The sequence below is a fragment of the Leptospira abararensis genome, assembly GCF_016918735.1.
Classification (GTDB): domain Bacteria; phylum Spirochaetota; class Leptospiria; order Leptospirales; family Leptospiraceae; genus Leptospira_A; species Leptospira_A abararensis.
The window spans coordinates 35,373-54,100 of sequence record NZ_JAFFPR010000010.1 but is presented as its reverse complement, the minus strand read 5'-3'; the positions used below and the strand labels follow the sequence as shown (position 1 = coordinate 54,100).

Sequence of the window (18,728 nt, the reverse complement as noted above, 5' to 3'; positions counted from 1 at the left end):
TTAATAAACTAACCAGTAGCGTTGCAGACTTAGAATGCCATCTGACAACTTTTGACCCTTATAAATATCTCCATCGCCTGGTTCAACAGATGAAAGATCTTCGAGTTCTTCCCAAACTTCATAGTAATTCCCACCAATTGTAGTTTTATTTAACATATTTAAAACATTACGTCTTGTTATACGATCAATTGTAGGTATATAGTAACGAACAGAATAGAAAAAATAATCACGTGATGCACAGATACTTCCAATTGGTCCACCCATCACGAAAAGCGAATCTATAAGCTTTTCTGCTTTGATTTCAGATAAACTTTTTCCAGTGATGGTGCTAATCAGAGATCGCTTTACAGAAATAGAAGCTGCTTTCTGTTTATAGCTATGCTCAAAAAGAATTCTTAGTTTATAGTCAGTATCATTCTCGTTATTTTCGCGGTCTCTTTTGGTGTCATAACGATTCCCCCACCAATCTAATCCTTTTCCAGAAGAACTTGAAAATTTGATTTGGTTGTATAGCCAATTGATTCTGACTAACCGTTCCTGCAAAACCATCAGGAAGGCAAAAAGTATAGAATACCATCGAATAGAGTTATGTTGATCTTTCGACTCTCGAATTGAGCGTCTCTGGTTTCTCCAAACATATTGATCAAAATTGAATGTAAAGCGATCGCTCATTAATATACCGCCATAATTACATCAAATTCAGAGCCTTTATAAGCAATTTGACCGGATCCAACAGGTATATCAGTATCGTTGTCTACATCGCAAGATACGGCATCAGGAAATTGGAGGAGTAATGATTTGAAAGAACTTACGATGAACGATTGCTGATCTTTTAGTTCTGCAAAAAAAGTGTCTATAAGCGTTTGTAATGCTGCAGGTGTAGGGATTGAATCTGCTGAGGCAAAATATAATGAGAAGACTTTATTTATAGGAATTGCACCCGCATTTTCAGGAATCACATGAGCTGCACCTCCAGGATTCATTGCTTCACTGTTGAAATGTTCTGAAACTTCATTAAGTTGAGCAGGTGATAACGCTGTGCCATCAGGCCCTAGTAATAACAACTTTACTACTCCGGGTATTCCGAGTGATTTACTAGATTTAAAAACAACTTTTTCGACGAATGTAAAACCGAGTGCGGTAAGAACATACCAATCAGGTGTCCATTCTTGTGAAGTCGCTCCAATTTGAATTTGTCTTAGTCTTTCCCTTACCGTCGCAAGCCGTTCCCTATCTCGGCCTCCAAAATATGGAATTGTATCTGGATTATAAACCACATCAATTTCGGGAATGTAATCAATATGTTCCGTAATGGTGTTAGGTGTTACATTGCCTTCTATTCCAGGCGTGAGGCATTCACAGATTAATTCAATGGTGTATTTACCAGTCGAATCCATAGGAACCAAAGCAGGTAATAATCCTTCCTGTAAAGTTTGGAAACGGATTTTCTTGTCGGTCGTTGCAACGGTATAGCCAACAGGAATTGGAACTTTATACACCGGCTGAACTGATGAGCCAATTCGAATTCGATGTTTTGCAGAAGTGGCTTCTTTCCATTCATCACCTAAATCATTAAGTGACAAGTGAAGATCTTCTTCCTCCATTGTGGAAGGATGTAGCGCATTTTGAAAGGCTAAGAGGTTTTTGTCTATAAAAAGGAATACTGCGTTTGCCAAAGCGCGCAAAAGGGTTCCTGTTTTTGATAGTGGAGACCGTAAGTCGTGGCCCTTAAATAATTCATTCTCGTCTTCTTCAACATAGCGAATGACTTCTCTTTGAACATTTTCCTTTGTAGTAAAAATTATCATTTAATTTACCTATGAATAAACAGCAGTTCCGACAAGATTTCGTTTAGTGCCTGCTGTCACATCAGCCTGAAGAGAATTCCACTCAGCCAATGTTTTATAACCTAGGTTTCCAGAAGCAGTCCAAGTGATTACTTCTCCCTTCCACTCTCTTGCATCAACCGGATCAGGACTAACAGAAGCCCAAGGCCATGGGGTTGCGTCAATTTGTCCATTAAGCCACAAGCCGTTAACTAAACATTCACAAGGAATTGTCCAGGCACCTAGCATATTAAGACCAACATCTCCTACAAATAAATTCCCCCATCCGTCTCTTGCGAAGTGCACAGTATTTACTGCTGGCACATATGCCCAACCTGCAGGAGTCACAACTCTGTTTTCATAGGAAACATTCTCGTAACCTACTAATGATTTTGTTGTTAGTAACATGCTAGCAAGCATTATACCCAGCCTTTCTTCCAAGAGCCAAGATAGTCAATTTCATCTTTATATATAGTGAGAAGGCTTCTTTTGTTTGCACCTGTATCAGGTGTTTCAAGGGAAGGTATGATTATGTTAGGTGGTAATGTTATTGTTCTTCCGCCAGTCGCATCTTGTTTAAATCGAAACACATAAACATCGCCTTCACTCCCTCCTGAAATTTCTGTAAAGGTAACATTGCCAGAAAGAGTGGCCTTAAATGAACGTTTGACGTTAAGTGAGGTGAGCGATACGGATCCGGAAATACTGCCTAAATCATGGATTGTATTATTCCATTTGTCCTTTTCGGAATCGGATACGAATCTACGCGAAGTAGAATCATTCACTTCAGCTGCAGGAATATTACCTGTATTTCTTTTGCCACCCAAAGCAGAATCAACTTCACTCTTTGTGTATGTATCCGACTTATTCGCTTTACTCAAATTTAAACGAAACACAGTTCCTGCAGAAGCTGGTTTATTCGCGATTTCAGAATCAGTATCGTTTACAATATCGGAAACATTGACTTTCCCTGTGGCATAGGCAGCGAGATCGACTGCATTTTCTTTGATGAGGTTTACGATTTCTTGTAAAGTATCAAGATCCACATCATCGGAAGAAATGATTTCATTTATCGTATGAATCTGATCCGCTAATTGTTTAACCGAGTATGCAGATGCAGCTTTGTTCGTAGCTGTAGATGAATGGCTTGTTAGAATATCCAAGACAGTCAATTGCAAAGCATTAATTACATTACCGAGACCGATCTGTTCTTTTGTAACCGAATGCGGATTACTATTATTTGTTTTATGATCGTTCAGCTGGTTAACAATTTCAGAGTCGTTCGAGATTCTTGCTGTTGCCTCATTATTGATTTCTGCCATCAAATCGTTAGAGAGATGTAAGTCTTCGTTTTCCCTTATCAAAGCTTCTTCTGAAATAGATTGAGTTAATAGCTCTTGAAGAGCACCTGAAAGATTTGTGATCAACGCACTTGTGAATGTAGCTATCTTTTCACTAGACCATGTGGTGTTTAAAGATTGTAGTTCATCTTGAATTAATAATCCAATGTTTTGTAAAATTTCTTCTTCAGCAGTTTCGTTTTCATAACCACCAGGGAACGTGCCAAAAACTTGGCAGTAGATAAAAATAAGAAGTTTTTCTGCAAGGTTTTCTCTAGCCCAAAACTTAGCTCGTTCCTTTAGTCCCTCAACTTCGTGAGTTGGAAGGTTATATTTGATCGCAAACTCTTGGATTTTCATAACGAAAGAGAAACCTCCGCATTTGATTTTGTCCGAAAGTATATTCCGATGGGTTTTTGTTTGTCTTCGTTAGTGACCTCAAGTGTGCGAGTATCGATTATTGGGAAATAATCTAGAACCCGTTGGATATCCGCTAAACGTTCTTGAGAAGAAATCTGATCATCACTTCTTAGAAAGATTCTTTGTCGACTGTAGATTTCAGGAAAGTCTAGATCATCAGCGACGGGCATATCGAAAGCTTCGATTAACATAGAAGAAATAATCTCTCGATCCTTATCTAAAATTTTTATTTCCTTACTCTTTTCTTCAAAGAGAAGATCTTTTGTTATAGGGTCAGTTGCAAAATCCACGTTATTACTCTTTTTCTTCTCTCAAGGATCGCAAGGTCTTTGTTATAAAATCCAAGTTCACTGTCCCTTATGTCCTAACTTTTTACGCACTAACCGAATACTTTAAATTTGTTTTATCAATATCAGATGGTACGGCAGGAAACGGGACAGCCTCTATTGCTCCGGCCATAGCACTTTTTAAAGATGCACCTCCATCAAACGGAGTGATTGTGGATGATTTTATTGCTGTATATAACGAATCAACGCTTGCTCGCACTTCATTCATCCATGTTTTCAATGAAATGGTATTCGGTGCAGTAATGCTGCCTGGTCCAATTGTCACACCAGTTGGTTCGATTTTTACTTCTAGCGGAGTAAGGTTTATTTTAATTCCTGTTTCAGATAACTCGTATTTAAGGATTGAACCAATTTGGCCATTCACCTTATCGATTTGATTGAATCCGATCGCAACAGATCTATCAGAACGATTATCTAGCGCAATTACGAGACACTTACTTCCTACCTTCGGAATAAACGGTGGAAAGAATTGAATGTCATCCTTCGGTGCATCTTTAATGATAACAGTCAATAAACCCGGGTCTCCCGTTACCGAATTTGGCTCTTTTTTTATATTCCTTACGGTAGCAATGGAAGGCCAATGGAATGAGAAATTCGCTAGAAAAATTGTTACTAAGTCATCTTCGAGGCTCATTCTGCACCTTTGAAATCGACAACAGATAGGTGGATGTTTTGGCGATACTTAGCATCTTTCGCAGACCATGTTTTTGTTACTTTTTCTACAAAAACATTTTTGGTACGTTTGGAATCATCTGGATCTTCGAAATGAATAATTTCTGAATGTTTTACAGAAGGGGCTCCAAAGGCTTCGAATTTTCCGACCAATCCCTTTCCGGCAATTTCCTTATAAATTGATTTGGCAAGTTCAGTAGCTTCCTTTTGAGATAAACGATCTACATCTACAAAATGCGGATCCCCTTTACCATATCTACCTTCAAGCGTTCTTCCCGTTTCAGTTTGATAGCTTCGAACTACTATGGTAACATCTTTCCCTTCGCGAGTAGAAACTTCATCCTTTATGATATTATGTGTTAACTTAAATCTTTTCGGGAGTCCAGGACTTAGGACTTTAGTTGGATCTTGTGCATAAAGAATCCCACCGCGAAAAAAGACATCAATTCCTCGTTTGTGTAATTGTTTCGCAGCCCAAGCACCACTTCTTCCATTTGTATCCATTGTGATTTTCACACCAGCGATGGCTGGATCCACTTTGATCGCAGTGCCAGAAGGTGAAATTTGCTGGAGATAACTTTCTATACTTGTATTGTAAAAATTTTTTGTTAGTTTCTTCAACTGCATTGCAAACATACCATCTCTACAAACAATCTCTAACGGCTGTTTTGCAGAAACATCTATTACAATTCCTTCGAATTCCAATATTTCGGATTTTTTTAAGAAGCTACCTTCATACCAAGCATACCAGCGAACATCCTGACCTTTTTTTATCAGTTGGGAATTGTATCCGAGTGCTTTTGGGAGTTTAATACGGAGCTCTGACGCATGTTCTTTCCGGCCTTCGATAAGATCCGCTTCTAAAATCTTATGAAGAGTGATGAGGCCAATCTCTAATCGTTGTTTCATAACGAAGGCCATTTTAGTTTAACCTCATTTGTGCAGCTTGAAACACACGTTTATCCACAAGAGCGGGAATAACAATTTCACCTCCTATTAGATATTTTAGAATTTGAGAATTGTTTGTATCTCGAATTAGATGTTCAAAGTGTTCGGTTTTATAATACTTGGCAGATAAATTCGTATACGTATCATTTTGTGTAACTGTATGAATTTGATTAGCTACTGGCACTGCACGCCTTACAAATAATTTTAAACCTTCGGAAAGATCATCATACCATTTGAATCCTAATTTTGAATTGTAGAAAGCGTTATCTTCCCGTAAGAGAGGCCAAAGTGTCCACTCTCCCCAATAGTAAGCAGCGATTCTTTGTAATGTTTCTCCTTCGGTCACGATATGGACTCTTTCATTGCTTTTTCCAGAGATCATAAAGGATTCTCCAAATCAAAAAACGGATTATCGCTGAGGGCTTCGAGTCTGACAGGCAATTCGTGAGCTCGGTCTTCATCCGGAAGTTCAATTTTTGTGAGTAAAACATTCCAAATCCCTAATGCGTTTAATTTTGGATGAATAACTTCTACTGAATCTAATTGATTCCAAACGGCAAGAATTTGTTTTAGCTCCTTAAAAGCCATCACCTGCAATCCCGTGGGGGAAACATATTCAAACTCAATAGTTAAATGCCAATCGTCATAGCCTACAACTTCTTTCGCAGTTCCAATTGCACCTGGGACTTGCGTGGCAGAATGATTTTTTTGTCTATAGCCAGTTACTTTTGTTCCGCGGGGACAAGTGTATGTTCCTATTTGTAACGGATCCAAATCTCCTGCAGTAAAACCTAAAAATGGACCACCTGGTACTGGATCTAAAAGCATTGAATCTCCTATCTATAAAATGCTGCAATGCGAGCTAACTCGTTTTCGAGACTTTGTCCTGCAAATAGGCCAGCCTCTTTGTAACCTTCTTTGCCTACATTGAATATTGCTTTCCCTACAATATTCTCAATTGTGATTTTAAAACTATTCCCACCGATCGGCTTACTGTTGTTTAGCGGATTGGATACATTTATTTTTGGTGCCTCTAATGCTTTAGAATATTCAGCGGGATTCAAATCCATATTCATTCCACCATTTTGGTGGAGTAGTTTTGCAGTTTGATTCAAACCTGCAGCTTTCAAAACATTATTAGAGGATATTGAAGAAGTGGCTGAGATTGGAACGGGAGAAGCCGTTTGTTTTGCAATCCCCAGATAACCAGATTTATTCAACTCTTCGATCTTAGATTGAACCTCGCCAATTTTTGCCGAGTATTCCTGAAATGCCAAGGATCCGGATTTTAATCCTTTCCTTTGGTTTTCCAAGAGTTCTTTAGTTTGGCCAAGTGTTTCGATTTGAGAACGGAACGCAGAGATTTGACCAAGTTCCGCCTCATCATTTGCCCGTTTGTTTTTTAAAACAGAAAGGGATTCTTCAATTCCTTTATAAGTTTGCGATCCACTCATACCGGCTTTGAGCATGTTTTGGCGTTGTTTTTCTAAGGACTTTATTTTTGAATCCGCCTGTCCAACGTTATACTGTAAATCGATTTCTCGTTTACCGGTTTCGTCAGCGAAATATTTCTTTGTCCAATAGTAAGCTTCACGGATGGCTCCGGTGATAGAGTCCCAGTTGTCAATAATGTGGCCCAATGCAGTGATGGTCCATCCAATTGGGCCACTAAGTGCAAGTAGAACGCTAATTAGTTGTTTGTGCTCTTGCCAGGCTGAACTTACCGATGCTGATATCTCATCCCAATAGTTAATAACCAAAACGACAACTGCGATTAAAGCCACTAACGCAAGGATAACGGCTCCAACCGGATTTGCAGATAAGGCAGCATTGAATGCCCATTGCGCAGCCGTTGCAAAAGAAGTTTTCCCTGACAACACAGCATAAACCATGCCTGTTAGAGTAATACTTGTTCTTTCCACACCGAGTAATGCGATGTTAGTTGTTCTTGCAATGGCCGCAGCTCTAACAGCTGCGATTTGACCAAGCAAGGCAACCTTATTCATTACCCAAGCTCCACTGTTATAAAAAACAGCTCCTGTTTCTAATAAAATGGTTCCGGTATATCTGGTATTTGCAACGGCAGCGGCAGCTTTAATTGCAGTATAAGCTTTCATAAATGAGACGTAAGATACCACTGCTCCTAAAAGGGCAAAAAATGGAGGCAATGCGACCAGGATCCAACCAGCAAAAAATCGAAACTTTTCGCTTTCATTCACAAACTCAATCAAGTGTCCAGTGCCATCGGCAATCATTCCAAGAAAACCGGAAACTGGCCCATCCGTTACACTTGCAAAAGTATCACCTAATGCCTTGATAGAACTTGTAACCCGGTGCCATTGTGCTCCTGTGTTGGCTGTCACTGTTTCAGAAGCTGTTTCAAATGCAGAAAAATCCATTTTATTCACGGTACCACCAAGATAGTTGATATCTTGTTGGAGTTTCCCAACGTGAGGCATTAAGTTAAGAATTGTTTTTACGCCTTCTTCTCCAAATGCTTTGATAAGAGTTGGAAGGTCATTTGTAGCATCGATATCTCCAAACTTTGTATTGATCTCTTGTAATACTGCTGGCATCGACTTGAGTTTACCTGTGGCTTCAGTTGCGCTTAAGCCAATAGATTTCATACCGGGTCCAATCTTTGAAAGGAACGCTCTATAGGCTGTCCCTGCTTCTCCCGGATTCATAACGTTTTGTAATCTTCCTAGAACCGCAGACTGTTCTGTAAATGTAACATTGAGTGAAGCTGCAGCGGATCCTAGGCTATTCATCGCCTGGTTCATCGCAGCTCCATCGGTTCTATACATCCGTGCCGCTTCAGTGATTGTATTTCCGACCATTCGGCCAAAATCGGCATCAGACATACCCGAATACATTGTTTTATATTGGTTGTAAGTCATGCCGAATAACTTAGATAAGTCGGCAAACGATCCTTTGGTTGCGATTGCTGTTTTTTTTACTGATTCTGCAAATTTAGGAAGTGAGTCTGCTTGTAATCCTTCTACTGCAGATTTTAAATCATACATCCCAGTTAGGATTTCTGTTTTATCGATTCCAGTTTCAACTGATAGGTGAGAACCGGCTGCAGAAAGTGATTGCACTTCCTCAATGGAAAATCCTAGTGTTTGGAGTTCTTTTTCTAGCTTGGAAGTTTCCATCCTTGCTGAAATCATATTTTTGGAAAAGCCCAGAGTAGTAGCTGCACCCCAAGCCATGATTTTTCCCCATTTTTGGGAAGTCGCGAAACTGCGGTCTATGGATTTTACTTGGTCTTCTGTTAGTTTAACGGAATTGCGGAGTTCATCCCAGTGGTTTTTTAGATTTTGAATCCCACTGGTCATCCCATCCTTAAGACTGAGAACGACTCCTAGTTCGAATGTTTCCATTGCTCATATACCAATGGAAACACAGTAATCATAAAGTTTGCGAAACTTAATCCGTATGCAAGAATTCGATATGCTTTGTCATCGATCTTCCTTGCGAAGTAAACACCAAAAAAAGGAACGATAAGAGCGAGGCATGCTAGATTTATATTTCTATTGTCCCGTGCAATATTGACATGCAAAGCATGGTTTAACCGTTCCATTCGCTCCTTCTGTTCTTTGTCGTTCATATACGTTAGACTAGCTGTGTTTCCAAATAAAGTCAAGAAGGAAAAGATTTCGCAAGACCCCTGTTAACGCCAGCGGCGATGATATCGGCCAACCTATCCTGAATCCAATTAATGTCTTCGTTCAAGTTGACCAAACCTTCGACGTCCATTACACCTGGCATGGTTTTTCCGGGAAAGAAAACATCATTCAGAACTTGTAACTGTACGTAAGTGGCCTTTAAATCCTCCTTCCGATTTTTTAAAGCTTTTTTGCAGTCACCTCTTGGTTAACCTTTGCAAGCTGAAGAAGTTTTTTCGCGAAAGCACTTGCGAGTCCTGGGCTTCCTGAATTTATCCAATTTTGAAAAACATTTGAATTCGGATAAACAGAGCATTCCGAAATGAATTGCAGATCAGCTTCCGTTCCGGTTAGTTTATCTGATCGTTTTTGAATTTTTTCAAGAATTTCTTTTGAAGGTACTCTCATTAGGGCCGACTTCTCATCCGCCTCTAAGAGGTGAAGCCCGCCTAGTGGTTCTAGAAAACGTTTCACAGTGGTGATTGGTTCCTTATACTCCTCAAGAAATTCTTCCGTAACTGGAATGTATTCCTTTGGAAATAGATCCATCGCTGCTTTAAAATCTGTAACCGAAACTGTTTGTTCTTGGCTTAATTCCATAATTGTTTTACCTCCTAACTATGTGAATGTGATAATTGGGTAACTTGTCACTGCAAGATCCAATTCAACTTCTGAAGTATCATCGGATTCCTTAAAAGACAACGGTACCTTAGTAATTGTAACGGCAGGGATTGTGAGTTTGAAATTCCCATCCTCACTTTCTGCAGATGCTGTAACAGGAAATGGTGGAAGTTTTAATAAATCTCCACCCATAGCAATAGCTGCCTGAAACATATACTTCAACTCAGAAAGTTGAAGCTTTAGTTTTGCCGATCTTTTGTAGCTTTTTACAGACCAAGATACAGGCTCTCCACCTTTTCCAAGCTTAAACGCAACTTCCTTCTCGTAATCTAACGAGAATTCAGAGAACTTAATCAGTTCTCTGCCCATAACGTTTGCTGTAAAATTTTCAAAACTCAAACTCTGTGGTAATACATCACCAGGTTTAACACTCATTTAGTCCTCCTATTGAGTCGCTTGTCCGAATTGGGTCGTCCATTGAATGGCATCCAATCTATCTTTGATGAACATTTTGATTGTTGCCGGTAAAACTTTTTGATTTCCAACCTTCTTGATTTTCCCGAATACAATTTCGTGACCGGAAAGCTCTGATTCGCCTGGTTTCTCCATCGATTCCGAAACTGCTTTATCACAGTATGCCTTCACCGCATCCAATCCGCCAGATCCTGAATTTGTCTCTGTATCCATTTTTAAAAATGGAAGAGATGTTTTGTAAATGATACGTTCGAGTTTATTCTTACGTCTCATTTCTGGAATATTCTTAAAATCTGAATCAGCAGCTGCCATGAGGTTGTCACTTGCGATGAAAACACCTCTTTCATCTGGATACATTTGGAGCATCGTTAAACCGATGCTATCCAGTGGTTTCAAGTAAGTGTTATATGCTCCAATCCAATAGCGAATTCCAATAAAGGTTCTCGATTTATTTTTTTTCACCCAAGCTGCACTTTCGTTTACACGACTAGCGGCAATTCGAGCAGAAAGGAAAGTCGCAGCGTTTCGATAAATTTCATTTGCTTCAGAAATTTCTTTTGCGGCATTCCAACCACCGGCAGACTCAATACCGCCAGCAATGTACCGGCCTTCGGCACTTACTACACAGACATTCTCACTTCTGAAGGAATCCCATTCATCTTGAATTCTCTGGAAGTAAGCAGGAACCGTTTCAGCGACTGGAGAAGTTAGTTTTCCTTCAACTTCAAGAACTGCAAACAGGCGAAATAATTTCTCGTTACGCATTTCCAAAAGCAATTGTCCGATGGCCACCGCAGTTGCGCGATTAACACCTTTTATTACGTGAATGAAGTAGAAGGGGTTATCGGCTTGGTCCAATTGTTTCAATGAATTGACACATTCCAAAACACTAGCCATTGATGCAGAAGGTGCATTGATAATAAATGTCCAAGTATCACCCACTTTAAAAGTATCTGCAGGTGTTGTGGCATTCGTGAAGGTGGCTGATGCTCCAACAGCAAGTGCAATCACTCCACTGAGTGGCAAAATCACAGGAGGCGCAAAATTAACTCCACCGTCTTCTGATTTACGAACCTCTGCAGCTCCGAGTGCTCCTGCTTTCGTAAAACGTAAGACCACTTTTCTAGATCCAGTTGGATTACCGCTGACAGTAGGTGCAACAGCTGAACCTGTGTTTGTTTCAGATGGAATTGCAGGTTCTACTGTTCCAACCGTATCACTAGCAGGTCTACCTGCAAGAACTGGTACGGGAACTTCTCCAGCAGCTTCATCAAATTCTTCGAAATGTTGTTGGAGAGAATCAACAAGTGGCCCTTGTCCAAAATAATCTTTCGCTTCTTGTGTCGAAAAAATTAGTTTGTATTTATTCGGTTCACCTAATTCAGCCTCTCCAATTTTAGCATGGATCCGATCTTCGAATCCTTCCGAATTATTAAGGCCACCACTTTGGTGCGTTGTTGTTACTGAACTTAATGCCATTTACTCTCCTCCTTTTGCGCCGACAAAAAATATGCACTTCATTTTAAGATCCGGTGTTGAGCACCTAACTCTCAAGACGGTAAGGTTTTCCAGTCCTGCTAGTTTTAGCTCTTTTGTTTTTACCCAAACCGCTGAATCATTTAATTCAAATTCAAAAGGAGCGGGTTCATCCTTTTTTACGTTTGCTGATGAACTAGTTTCGGCCCAAACACCATGAACATGCAATAGCTGAATATTTGTTAGTTCAGCAATCGGAAGCTCCTTGGGGCCTGCAGCCTGTGTTAGTTCGATTTTAAAATTGTCCATAGCTTCCTCGCAATCATGCGAAGAAGATACATCCACAATATTTTTTTTGAGTATGGCCCCATCAGGGATCCTTACTAACTGAACGGTCGTTTGAATTTGATAACGATCCATTATTTCCTCTCAATCTGAACAGGTTCTTGAATCTCTAGAGTGACTCCTGCTAACGTCTCTTCTTCTTCTATTGTATAAAGACCATCCTTGAAAATGATTTCAAAGATAAGTTTGTAATAACCGTTTTGTGCTTCAGGATCATCAATCATATTGGTGATTCCTGAACGAATTTCAAACGGTATCTCTTCTGTTGTCTTTGCATTTCGATGGGTTGCAACATACAGCAAACACTGATCAAGCATTCCTCGATCAGATATGGAACTTACTACATCCAGAGATGGATCGCCAAACCAAAAGTCTACGGTATACTTGATTTCTTGTTCAACATTTCTTACTGCATTCTTAAAAAATTTTCCTTCTGGACGAACGATAGTAGACAACCGATGTTTCCTATTTTTCCATTTGCGGTTAGTCGACCCATTGTATTTGATCACCGCACATGGAATTGAATCCTGCAAATCATCAAGTTTTGGAACATATTCAAAAACTTTATCTGCAGGAATAATTGGAGACGGTGTTTGATCAAGCTCTGTATCCAGATCTTCAGGAACCGCAACACAACTGGCAATCATCGATTTGATATAAGCGATATGATGTGCTTTCAATTAAAGATCTCCGAAATTGCCTTTAGATAATTTTCTTTGATTGGCTCAATTGAATCTTTCATAGCAGGGCGAACATGAGGTCTTTCTTTTATCCCACCAGCTTCGTATCCAAACTCTTGGGCACGTGCTTGTGGTGCATTAGTACCAACTTCGTATGTTTCACTGTCATGCTTTCTGATCTCATAACTGGAAGAATATTCACCGTGAGCGATTAGGATCAAAGGAGACAGTCGTTCTCTTTTTTTCCGTGCCTTTGTTTTCTCACTTAACGATGGCCAGCTGGTTGCATATTTTTGACTGCGAATCCCCTTGGTTATATTTGCTTGAAGAATCGCTGCATTCTCCGCTTGCGTTTTCCCCAAGATTTTAGAACCTCTCTTGGCTGCTTTAGCAAGCATTGGCCCAAATGAGTCGGTAACTGACATCATACAGAGTTCCCTCCGGCCTTTGGTTTGTAGATTTCTATCCGTATAACAGAAAATCCATCAAGCTCTTGTGCTGGATGAATTGTAGAGATTAACCAATGTTCATAGGTATTCTTTAGGTTTTCTGGTAAGGCCACTGCTGAACGTAAAATCCTGCATTCCTGCGTGATCAGAATGTCTTTAAGTTCTTCCGTGAGAACTTGACAGATAGCAGAGTATGTTTGACGTTCGCCTACAGATTTGTCTTCATCTGACCGGGTCCAGATCCAATTGCAATCGATACTTCCAATTGGCTTCCAAGTGATATCCTTTTTAGAGTTTAATCCTTGTTTTCCGGCCTGAGTATCCTTAGATAAAATTGTAATAGTTGCATTCGTTGTGCTTCGAAAGCCTCGGTCCAACATTGATCGGATGCTCATATGATTTATGCCACTCCTTCAAAAGGGGTGGGAAGTTTTCCAAAAAGTATTTGGTATGCTTTGTTTCTTAAGCCTGCAGCAATTTCCCCACGTTCTTCCGCACTCATTCGAGAACGTTTGACTTTCGTTCCTTCAGATCCACCAGAGGAAACTTCTTCCGGATTAAAACTGTCGTCATAACCGAATTCTTCCGCGATCTCCGCCTTGATGAGTAAGAGCTCTGCTGTCAAAACTTTTGGACCATATGGTTCTTGTGAAGGAACAGGGAATCCCCAATCCTCAATTTTATTATGGGCAAACAAAGCACAGGTTTCTAAAAATGATTCAAATGGAGAAGGTAAACCTCCTTCTGTTGAATCACTCAAATCCAAATCTTTTCCTCGGACTCGAATTATTTTTTTAAGTTCCTGTACTTTGTGTAACATATCAATTTTTCCTAGCGATGAACTATATTCTTAAAATAGAAAAATCACCATTAGGTGGATGGTGAAACATTAGAAAAACTAGATACGGTTTGTTATATGTTAGGTTTCTTTTCGTTGTTCTATTTGGTTTTCCACCAGATGTTTTTGAAATTTTTAGATTGCTGTAACTCTCAAGAAAGTTCTGATCAAAATCAATTTGATCTAAATTTTTCTCTACGATTCCAGTATGGAAAACCGCAGTTGATTCGATAGAAATCGAATGCACCGCAGTTTTAGATTGTTTGGTTTCTGTTCGATTAGCGAAAATGTTTGCAGTTGCGAACAAAAAAATCGCCAAAAGAATTGTCGTGATTTTTAACTTCATTTCATCCTCCTGTCTAAATGAAATTGCGATCTGGCTATTCGCCAGATACTTCTGTTACTTTTAAGCTTTCTTGTTCTTTTGAGCACAGCTATTTGAGAAAAGCTTTGCGAACTCAAAGTCGTATGAAATCACACTTCCTTGAATTTGCTCTCGGATGAATTTTTCACTTTCAACTAGCTGACCAGCTGCATCTTCAATAAGTTCTAGAGTTAAGTTCTTATTCCAAACAAGAACAGAATCAGCATCCATCTCTTGGTGAGTCTTCCAAACGATTCCAAAGAAACCTGCAACCTCTCCATCTTTTAGGAAACCTTCCAAAACGTTTACAGATTGGAATTGTTTGAAATTCGTTTCATCCGTAAGAATTTTTTCCAAGAATGCTGGATGGACCACTGCGTGAGTATATTCAGCTCCCTTGGTTGGATTCAAAAGTAGATTCACTAGATCGGAATATTTCCAAGTGGAGGTGGCTGTTTCAGTCGCAACGATTGCAGTATTTGCATTTCCGTCACCTTGCTTAATCACTTGCAATGCTCGATGAGTGATTTGTTTAGATAGGTTCCAACCAAATACCTGAAAGATATGTTGCGCTTTTAAAACCTGAAGTCGCTTTAACGCATCATAGGTGAAGTCAATTTCGATACCGACTTTGCGAGTAGAAATTGCGTTTTCCTTTGTTGCGATAACGGCTCGTGGAAATTGGGATCCTTCTTTTGATTTGGCCTTGGCCTTAAGGTCGGATGCATTGATATCAAGGGCCACTGATTTGGCGGAACCTTGGGTAACTCTTGTTTTGACACTATGAGTATCATCGAGTTTAACATCCAATTTCCCAGAGTTCATTCCAAGGTAAATGTTTTGGTTGATAAACTCAGGGAAGAGAACTTTTGACATTGGAGATGCCTTGATGAAATCATCTACAGCGAAATTTGCCTTACCGATTGGAATGTCATTGGCCATCAATTGGCGCTCAAAGGCAGTCAGATCTTTTCCAATTGGATTTGCTGGATCATAACCTGCCTGAACCTCCTTTTGCTCGAGGAATTCATTCATTGACATTCCTTCGGATTTTGCGTCTGCGTAAATGCCAGCGTCTAATTCTAGCTTAACGAGACCTTCTTTTGTTTTTGTGTCTGCCATGTCTTCCTCCTTACAGAATAAATGTGAACTTGCTTGCGCTAGAATCGACGTTGACCACTCGGACGGATAGTCCGCTTGCAGCGACTTTTAGTTTCCCTGCGGCGTCACTCTGAACTGTTATCAACCCAAGTGTTGGTGCCGCACCGGAATACTCAAATTCCAGCATTCCAGCCACTTTCACGGCTGCAATACCAGGTTCAACGGACGAGAGTTGACCAAGGGGAATATCGTTATTGGCAGCTACTCCCACCGTTTTGTTTGCTGAAATTTTTACAGCTTTTCCAACATCAGCTTGAGTGAGTCCACTTTGTTTAAGTGTTATTAGCGTTGGAGGAATGACTCCAACAAGACCTGGGTCAAAAGGATCATCAGATAGTCCCATTACTTTCCTCCTATTTTATAGTTACCGGCGTTCTTTTTGGTTTCTACAGCCGTTTTATCATTTTCGGAAAACTCACTCGATGCCCGAGTTAGCTGGTCCGAACCACAGGATCCACATTTGAGCGGATGTTTCTCTTCAAGCTTTGCGCCGTATTGAGCGCAAAAAGCCTTCACCTGTTCCATGTTTGCAGATTGAATCATTTTTTCGATGATTGGATCTGGTTTGTTTGATGTGAACAACCGATAGGCGGTAAGTGCTTTTTCCACGTAAGACTGCAGTAACTTCTTTGGCTCTTCGAGAAGAGTTACCACTTCAGAAATTTTCGAATCAAATTCGAAAGTCTCAGGAAAAGTTTCTAAACCGAATATCTTAGAAAATTTTGCAGTCGTTGAGACCGCTTGATCTTGTGAAAGTTCAGCGGTTTTGAGTTTCCCGTTTAGGGATTCGATGTTTTGCCCCGCTTGTGAAAGCACAGCCTCTAGTTTTTCTGACGGTAGATCAATAAACTCACCCTCCCCAACGGACAGACCGAGTTTTTTCATATCTACCCCCAGAGTTGTCAAAATAGCGCGTTTAATTTGCGGCATTTCTTCATTCTCCTTAGGGTTTTCTTCTTCAAAATGAGTGCTATTTACAGAATGGAATTTTTTTGCAGTAGGATCAGCACCTGCAGCAACGAGAGAAGTTTCTGGGATTTTTAAGATTTTAGTGGCGATCAAACGAACAATCTGACCGTCCACTTCTTCACCTAATCGCCAATAGAAGCCATCCAAATCAACGTGTGACCGTTTAAATTGAAAGATGATTCCAACGGAATTGGAATCAATCAATGGAGGATCTGTTTGTAAACGTGTTACAATTTCAGGAGCAATGTTCTTAAAAATACGAAACACTGCATCAATTCCATTAACTCCTGTTCTATTTGAAAAAACAGGATCTCTTGTTGCCCCAACGGAATTTCTCACATTTGTTACATGATCAGTATAGATTTTTGTTTTGAAAAGGTTCGTAGCTTTTTCAAGAACGCCTTCCTCGCTAAAATCAACCCACCAACCTGGTATGAGAACCATCGACAACATTCGAAACATAAATTCTGCATATTCATTGGTCTCCGCGATCGGAGAGAACTTTGCAGAGTTTTCGCCTTGTTTGTTTTCGATCTGCGCAACAAGATTGGAACGACACTCTACGCGAGCAGTTCCTGAATTGTGTATCAGTAAACCGTTCTCAAGTTTCGCCCAACCTTCCTCGTTAAATTTTAATGTTTTAGTCTGTGCACTCACAATAGTTAAATTCTATGTGAGCGAGTCTTTGATAAAATAAAAGTACGAAATCTTGGCAGTGACCTCAAGTGTCTCTTATGTCCTAACTTTTTTTGTATTACTTAAGTTTTGAATCGTGGCCTCGACCACAACAGGAACATAGTTGGTTTGCTTTAGTCTCAAGTCGTTTTTTGTTTAAGTAATCCTGTGCTTCCGAAATTAGAATCCGCGTAGACCTTTCAGAAAGCTCATATGCGGGGATATTTCCGCGATCTATCTCTCTATATATGTGTTTGGCACTGACTTCACAAAGACGTGCAAAGTGCGGAACCGTATAAAATAGTTTAGAAGTCTCCTTCGATAGTTTAATTTTTCCTTTAGGTTTATTCATGATCACCTAACGGCCTATCATAAAAAAAATTATTGTCAAACTGATTTTAGAGACATAGAATACTTTTGAGGACAATTAACATGGGTGAGGTAAAAAAACTATCCGCAGAACATTTAAAAAAGATATGGGCCACTGCAAATGAAATTCATATATCGAAAGAACAGCTAAAGCAGATTGTATTTGAATCTGTAAAAGAAGATTCTATTTCAAACTTAACACCCGGCAAGGCCGTACTAGTAGTCGCACGGTTGAACGAACTAAGAAATGAATATTTTTCTAATCGAAAGAAAAGCAAACTGGAACTATTAAGATATAAACTCCAAAAGAGATCTTATTCTCAATTGATTAAAGCAAAAGAAATTTGTAATGAGATCAAAAAAGCGGGAAAAGAATTTGATTTAGACCAGTTTGCACAGCGTCAATATAGCAAACCGTTTGATCTATTAACACGAGCACAAGCGGCAAAACTCATTCAAGCCCTTTTGGTAATTCAGTCCCGTTTGCTCTCGAATTTTTAATATATGCTATTTCTTCGTAATATGGTGGACGATCAAGATTGCAAACCCATTTATATTCTTTTAAAAACAAGTTTAATTTATGGAGAGTTTCGATCCTCAAAGCATCAGTCGCAAACTCTTTATAGAAATGCCGCATACTTCCATCGGGATTCTCAACGTATATTCTAGTAGGATCATTATCCGAAGTTGCTTTTTCTAAAGCTTCATTACGTGGCAATGTACCTAGATTTGGGCAGGCGTTTTCCAATCTGTTTTTATATACAGAAAAATAATTTTTATGCACCCATTCTAAACTACTATTCCAAAGATCATAAACAAGAACGATCGGATTTAGAAACGCTATAAAAACAAATGCGAACATAATAAAATCCTTTTATTGCAACCTAACGAAAATTTAGTTCTAAAAAAATATTAGGTAAAGCAAAAATTCTTAACCTTTCTAGACAAAAACCTTGCCAATTGTCCCTGGGGGAAATTATACTAAACAGATAATTAGGTATGAAAATGTTTGATGTCAAGGAAGACGAATATGAGATTTGGTTGAGTGAAATAGGAGCCAGCCTAGATAGGCTGGTTCACAGT

General features: G+C 39.6%; 25 protein-coding genes. 1 reads left to right on the top strand and 24 read right to left on the bottom strand.

Features of this window, described 5'->3' with window-relative positions; translation table 11 throughout:
* From JWG40_RS03955 to JWG40_RS03845, 23 genes are all read right to left on the bottom strand, one after another.
* Nucleotides 1-672: a hypothetical protein gene (locus tag JWG40_RS03955; RefSeq protein ID WP_205284558.1), complete on the bottom strand. Its 672-nt coding sequence runs from the start codon at nucleotides 670-672 to the stop codon at nucleotides 1-3.
* Nucleotides 672-1,808 carry a baseplate J/gp47 family protein gene (locus JWG40_RS03950; RefSeq protein WP_205284557.1) on the bottom strand — a complete coding sequence of 379 codons (1,137 nt, stop codon included), beginning with the start codon at nucleotides 1,806-1,808 and terminating at the stop codon, nucleotides 672-674. The genes JWG40_RS03955 and JWG40_RS03950 overlap by 1 nt, the downstream gene beginning before the upstream one ends.
* Before the next feature lie 9 nt (nucleotides 1,809-1,817).
* Nucleotides 1,818-2,234: a hypothetical protein gene (locus JWG40_RS03945; protein WP_205284556.1), complete on the bottom strand. Its 417-nt coding sequence runs from the start codon at nucleotides 2,232-2,234 to the stop codon at nucleotides 1,818-1,820.
* Nucleotides 2,235-2,245: 11 nt separating this feature from the next.
* Nucleotides 2,246-3,526, bottom strand: coding sequence for a hypothetical protein (locus JWG40_RS03940; RefSeq protein WP_205284555.1), 1,281 nt, complete (start codon nucleotides 3,524-3,526; stop codon nucleotides 2,246-2,248).
* On the bottom strand, nucleotides 3,523-3,876 hold the full coding sequence (locus JWG40_RS03935; protein ID WP_232369156.1) for an LIC10183 family protein: 354 nt from the start codon (nucleotides 3,874-3,876) through the stop codon (nucleotides 3,523-3,525). The genes JWG40_RS03940 and JWG40_RS03935 overlap by 4 nt, the downstream gene beginning before the upstream one ends.
* An 82-nt stretch (nucleotides 3,877-3,958) precedes the next feature.
* A complete protein-coding gene (locus JWG40_RS03930) occupies nucleotides 3,959-4,444 on the bottom strand; it encodes a hypothetical protein (protein ID WP_205284554.1) in 486 nt (161 codons plus the stop codon).
* Between the two features lie 119 nt (nucleotides 4,445-4,563).
* Nucleotides 4,564-5,526: a late control protein gene (locus JWG40_RS03925; protein ID WP_205284553.1), complete on the bottom strand. Its 963-nt coding sequence runs from the start codon at nucleotides 5,524-5,526 to the stop codon at nucleotides 4,564-4,566.
* 1 nt (nucleotide 5,527) lies between these two features.
* Nucleotides 5,528-5,935: a LysM peptidoglycan-binding domain-containing protein gene (locus JWG40_RS03920; protein ID WP_205284552.1), complete on the bottom strand. Its 408-nt coding sequence runs from the start codon at nucleotides 5,933-5,935 to the stop codon at nucleotides 5,528-5,530.
* Nucleotides 5,932-6,381 (bottom strand): DUF6046 domain-containing protein, encoded by a 450-nt coding sequence (locus tag JWG40_RS03915; RefSeq protein WP_205284551.1) that lies wholly within the window; start codon nucleotides 6,379-6,381, stop codon nucleotides 5,932-5,934. Before JWG40_RS03915 ends, JWG40_RS03920 begins: the two co-directional genes overlap by 4 nt.
* A gap of 8 nt (nucleotides 6,382-6,389) precedes the next feature.
* Nucleotides 6,390-8,939, bottom strand: a complete 2,550-nt coding sequence (locus JWG40_RS03910; protein ID WP_205284550.1) for a phage tail tape measure protein — start codon at nucleotides 8,937-8,939, stop codon at nucleotides 6,390-6,392.
* Complete coding sequence (locus tag JWG40_RS03905; protein ID WP_232369155.1) at nucleotides 8,921-9,139, bottom strand: hypothetical protein; 219 nt, start codon at nucleotides 9,137-9,139, stop codon at nucleotides 8,921-8,923. The genes JWG40_RS03910 and JWG40_RS03905 overlap by 19 nt, the downstream gene beginning before the upstream one ends.
* A 265-nt stretch (nucleotides 9,140-9,404) precedes the next feature.
* Entirely contained in the window at nucleotides 9,405-9,824 is a 420-nt protein-coding gene (locus JWG40_RS03900) for an LIC_10177 family protein (protein WP_205284548.1), read from the bottom strand.
* Nucleotides 9,825-9,842: 18 nt separating this feature from the next.
* Nucleotides 9,843-10,280 (bottom strand): hypothetical protein, encoded by a 438-nt coding sequence (locus JWG40_RS03895; RefSeq protein ID WP_205284547.1) that lies wholly within the window; start codon nucleotides 10,278-10,280, stop codon nucleotides 9,843-9,845.
* A gap of 9 nt (nucleotides 10,281-10,289) precedes the next feature.
* Complete coding sequence (locus JWG40_RS03890) at nucleotides 10,290-11,798, bottom strand: DUF2586 family protein (RefSeq protein WP_205284546.1); 1,509 nt, start codon at nucleotides 11,796-11,798, stop codon at nucleotides 10,290-10,292.
* Nucleotides 11,799-12,215, bottom strand: coding sequence for a hypothetical protein (locus tag JWG40_RS03885; RefSeq protein WP_205284545.1), 417 nt, complete (start codon nucleotides 12,213-12,215; stop codon nucleotides 11,799-11,801). It abuts the gene before it with no gap.
* A complete protein-coding gene (locus tag JWG40_RS03880) occupies nucleotides 12,215-12,820 on the bottom strand; it encodes an LIC10173 family protein (RefSeq protein ID WP_205284544.1) in 606 nt (201 codons plus the stop codon). The genes JWG40_RS03885 and JWG40_RS03880 overlap by 1 nt, the downstream gene beginning before the upstream one ends.
* The gene (locus JWG40_RS03875) at nucleotides 12,817-13,248 is read right to left on the bottom strand and encodes a phage virion morphogenesis protein (protein WP_205284543.1); all 432 of its coding nucleotides are present in this window, start codon (nucleotides 13,246-13,248) and stop codon (nucleotides 12,817-12,819) included. Before JWG40_RS03875 ends, JWG40_RS03880 begins: the two co-directional genes overlap by 4 nt.
* Nucleotides 13,245-13,664, bottom strand: a complete 420-nt coding sequence (locus JWG40_RS03870) for a hypothetical protein (RefSeq protein ID WP_205284542.1) — start codon at nucleotides 13,662-13,664, stop codon at nucleotides 13,245-13,247. The genes JWG40_RS03875 and JWG40_RS03870 overlap by 4 nt, the downstream gene beginning before the upstream one ends.
* A gap of 5 nt (nucleotides 13,665-13,669) precedes the next feature.
* Nucleotides 13,670-14,089 carry a hypothetical protein gene (locus JWG40_RS03865; RefSeq protein WP_205284541.1) on the bottom strand — a complete coding sequence of 140 codons (420 nt, stop codon included), beginning with the start codon at nucleotides 14,087-14,089 and terminating at the stop codon, nucleotides 13,670-13,672.
* A 22-nt stretch (nucleotides 14,090-14,111) separates the two neighbouring features.
* Nucleotides 14,112-14,453 carry a hypothetical protein gene (locus JWG40_RS03860; RefSeq protein ID WP_205284540.1) on the bottom strand — a complete coding sequence of 114 codons (342 nt, stop codon included), beginning with the start codon at nucleotides 14,451-14,453 and terminating at the stop codon, nucleotides 14,112-14,114.
* Between the two features lie 60 nt (nucleotides 14,454-14,513).
* The gene (locus tag JWG40_RS03855) at nucleotides 14,514-15,593 is read right to left on the bottom strand and encodes a phage major capsid protein (RefSeq protein WP_205284539.1); all 1,080 of its coding nucleotides are present in this window, start codon (nucleotides 15,591-15,593) and stop codon (nucleotides 14,514-14,516) included.
* A 10-nt stretch (nucleotides 15,594-15,603) separates the two neighbouring features.
* Nucleotides 15,604-15,975 carry a hypothetical protein gene (locus JWG40_RS03850; RefSeq protein WP_205284538.1) on the bottom strand — a complete coding sequence of 124 codons (372 nt, stop codon included), beginning with the start codon at nucleotides 15,973-15,975 and terminating at the stop codon, nucleotides 15,604-15,606.
* A complete protein-coding gene (locus JWG40_RS03845; RefSeq protein WP_205284537.1) occupies nucleotides 15,975-17,258 on the bottom strand; it encodes a hypothetical protein in 1,284 nt (427 codons plus the stop codon). The genes JWG40_RS03850 and JWG40_RS03845 overlap by 1 nt, the downstream gene beginning before the upstream one ends.
* Nucleotides 17,259-17,708: 450 nt before the next feature.
* Between JWG40_RS03845 and JWG40_RS03835 the strand changes: the two genes are divergently transcribed.
* Entirely contained in the window at nucleotides 17,709-18,146 is a 438-nt protein-coding gene (locus JWG40_RS03835; RefSeq protein WP_205284535.1) for a phage protein GemA/Gp16 family protein, read from the top strand.
* Here the strand turns inward: JWG40_RS03835 and JWG40_RS03830 are convergent.
* Nucleotides 18,097-18,507, bottom strand: a complete 411-nt coding sequence (locus tag JWG40_RS03830) for a hypothetical protein (protein WP_205284534.1) — start codon at nucleotides 18,505-18,507, stop codon at nucleotides 18,097-18,099. The genes JWG40_RS03835 and JWG40_RS03830 overlap by 50 nt on opposite strands.
* Nucleotides 18,508-18,728: the final 221 nt, after the last annotated feature.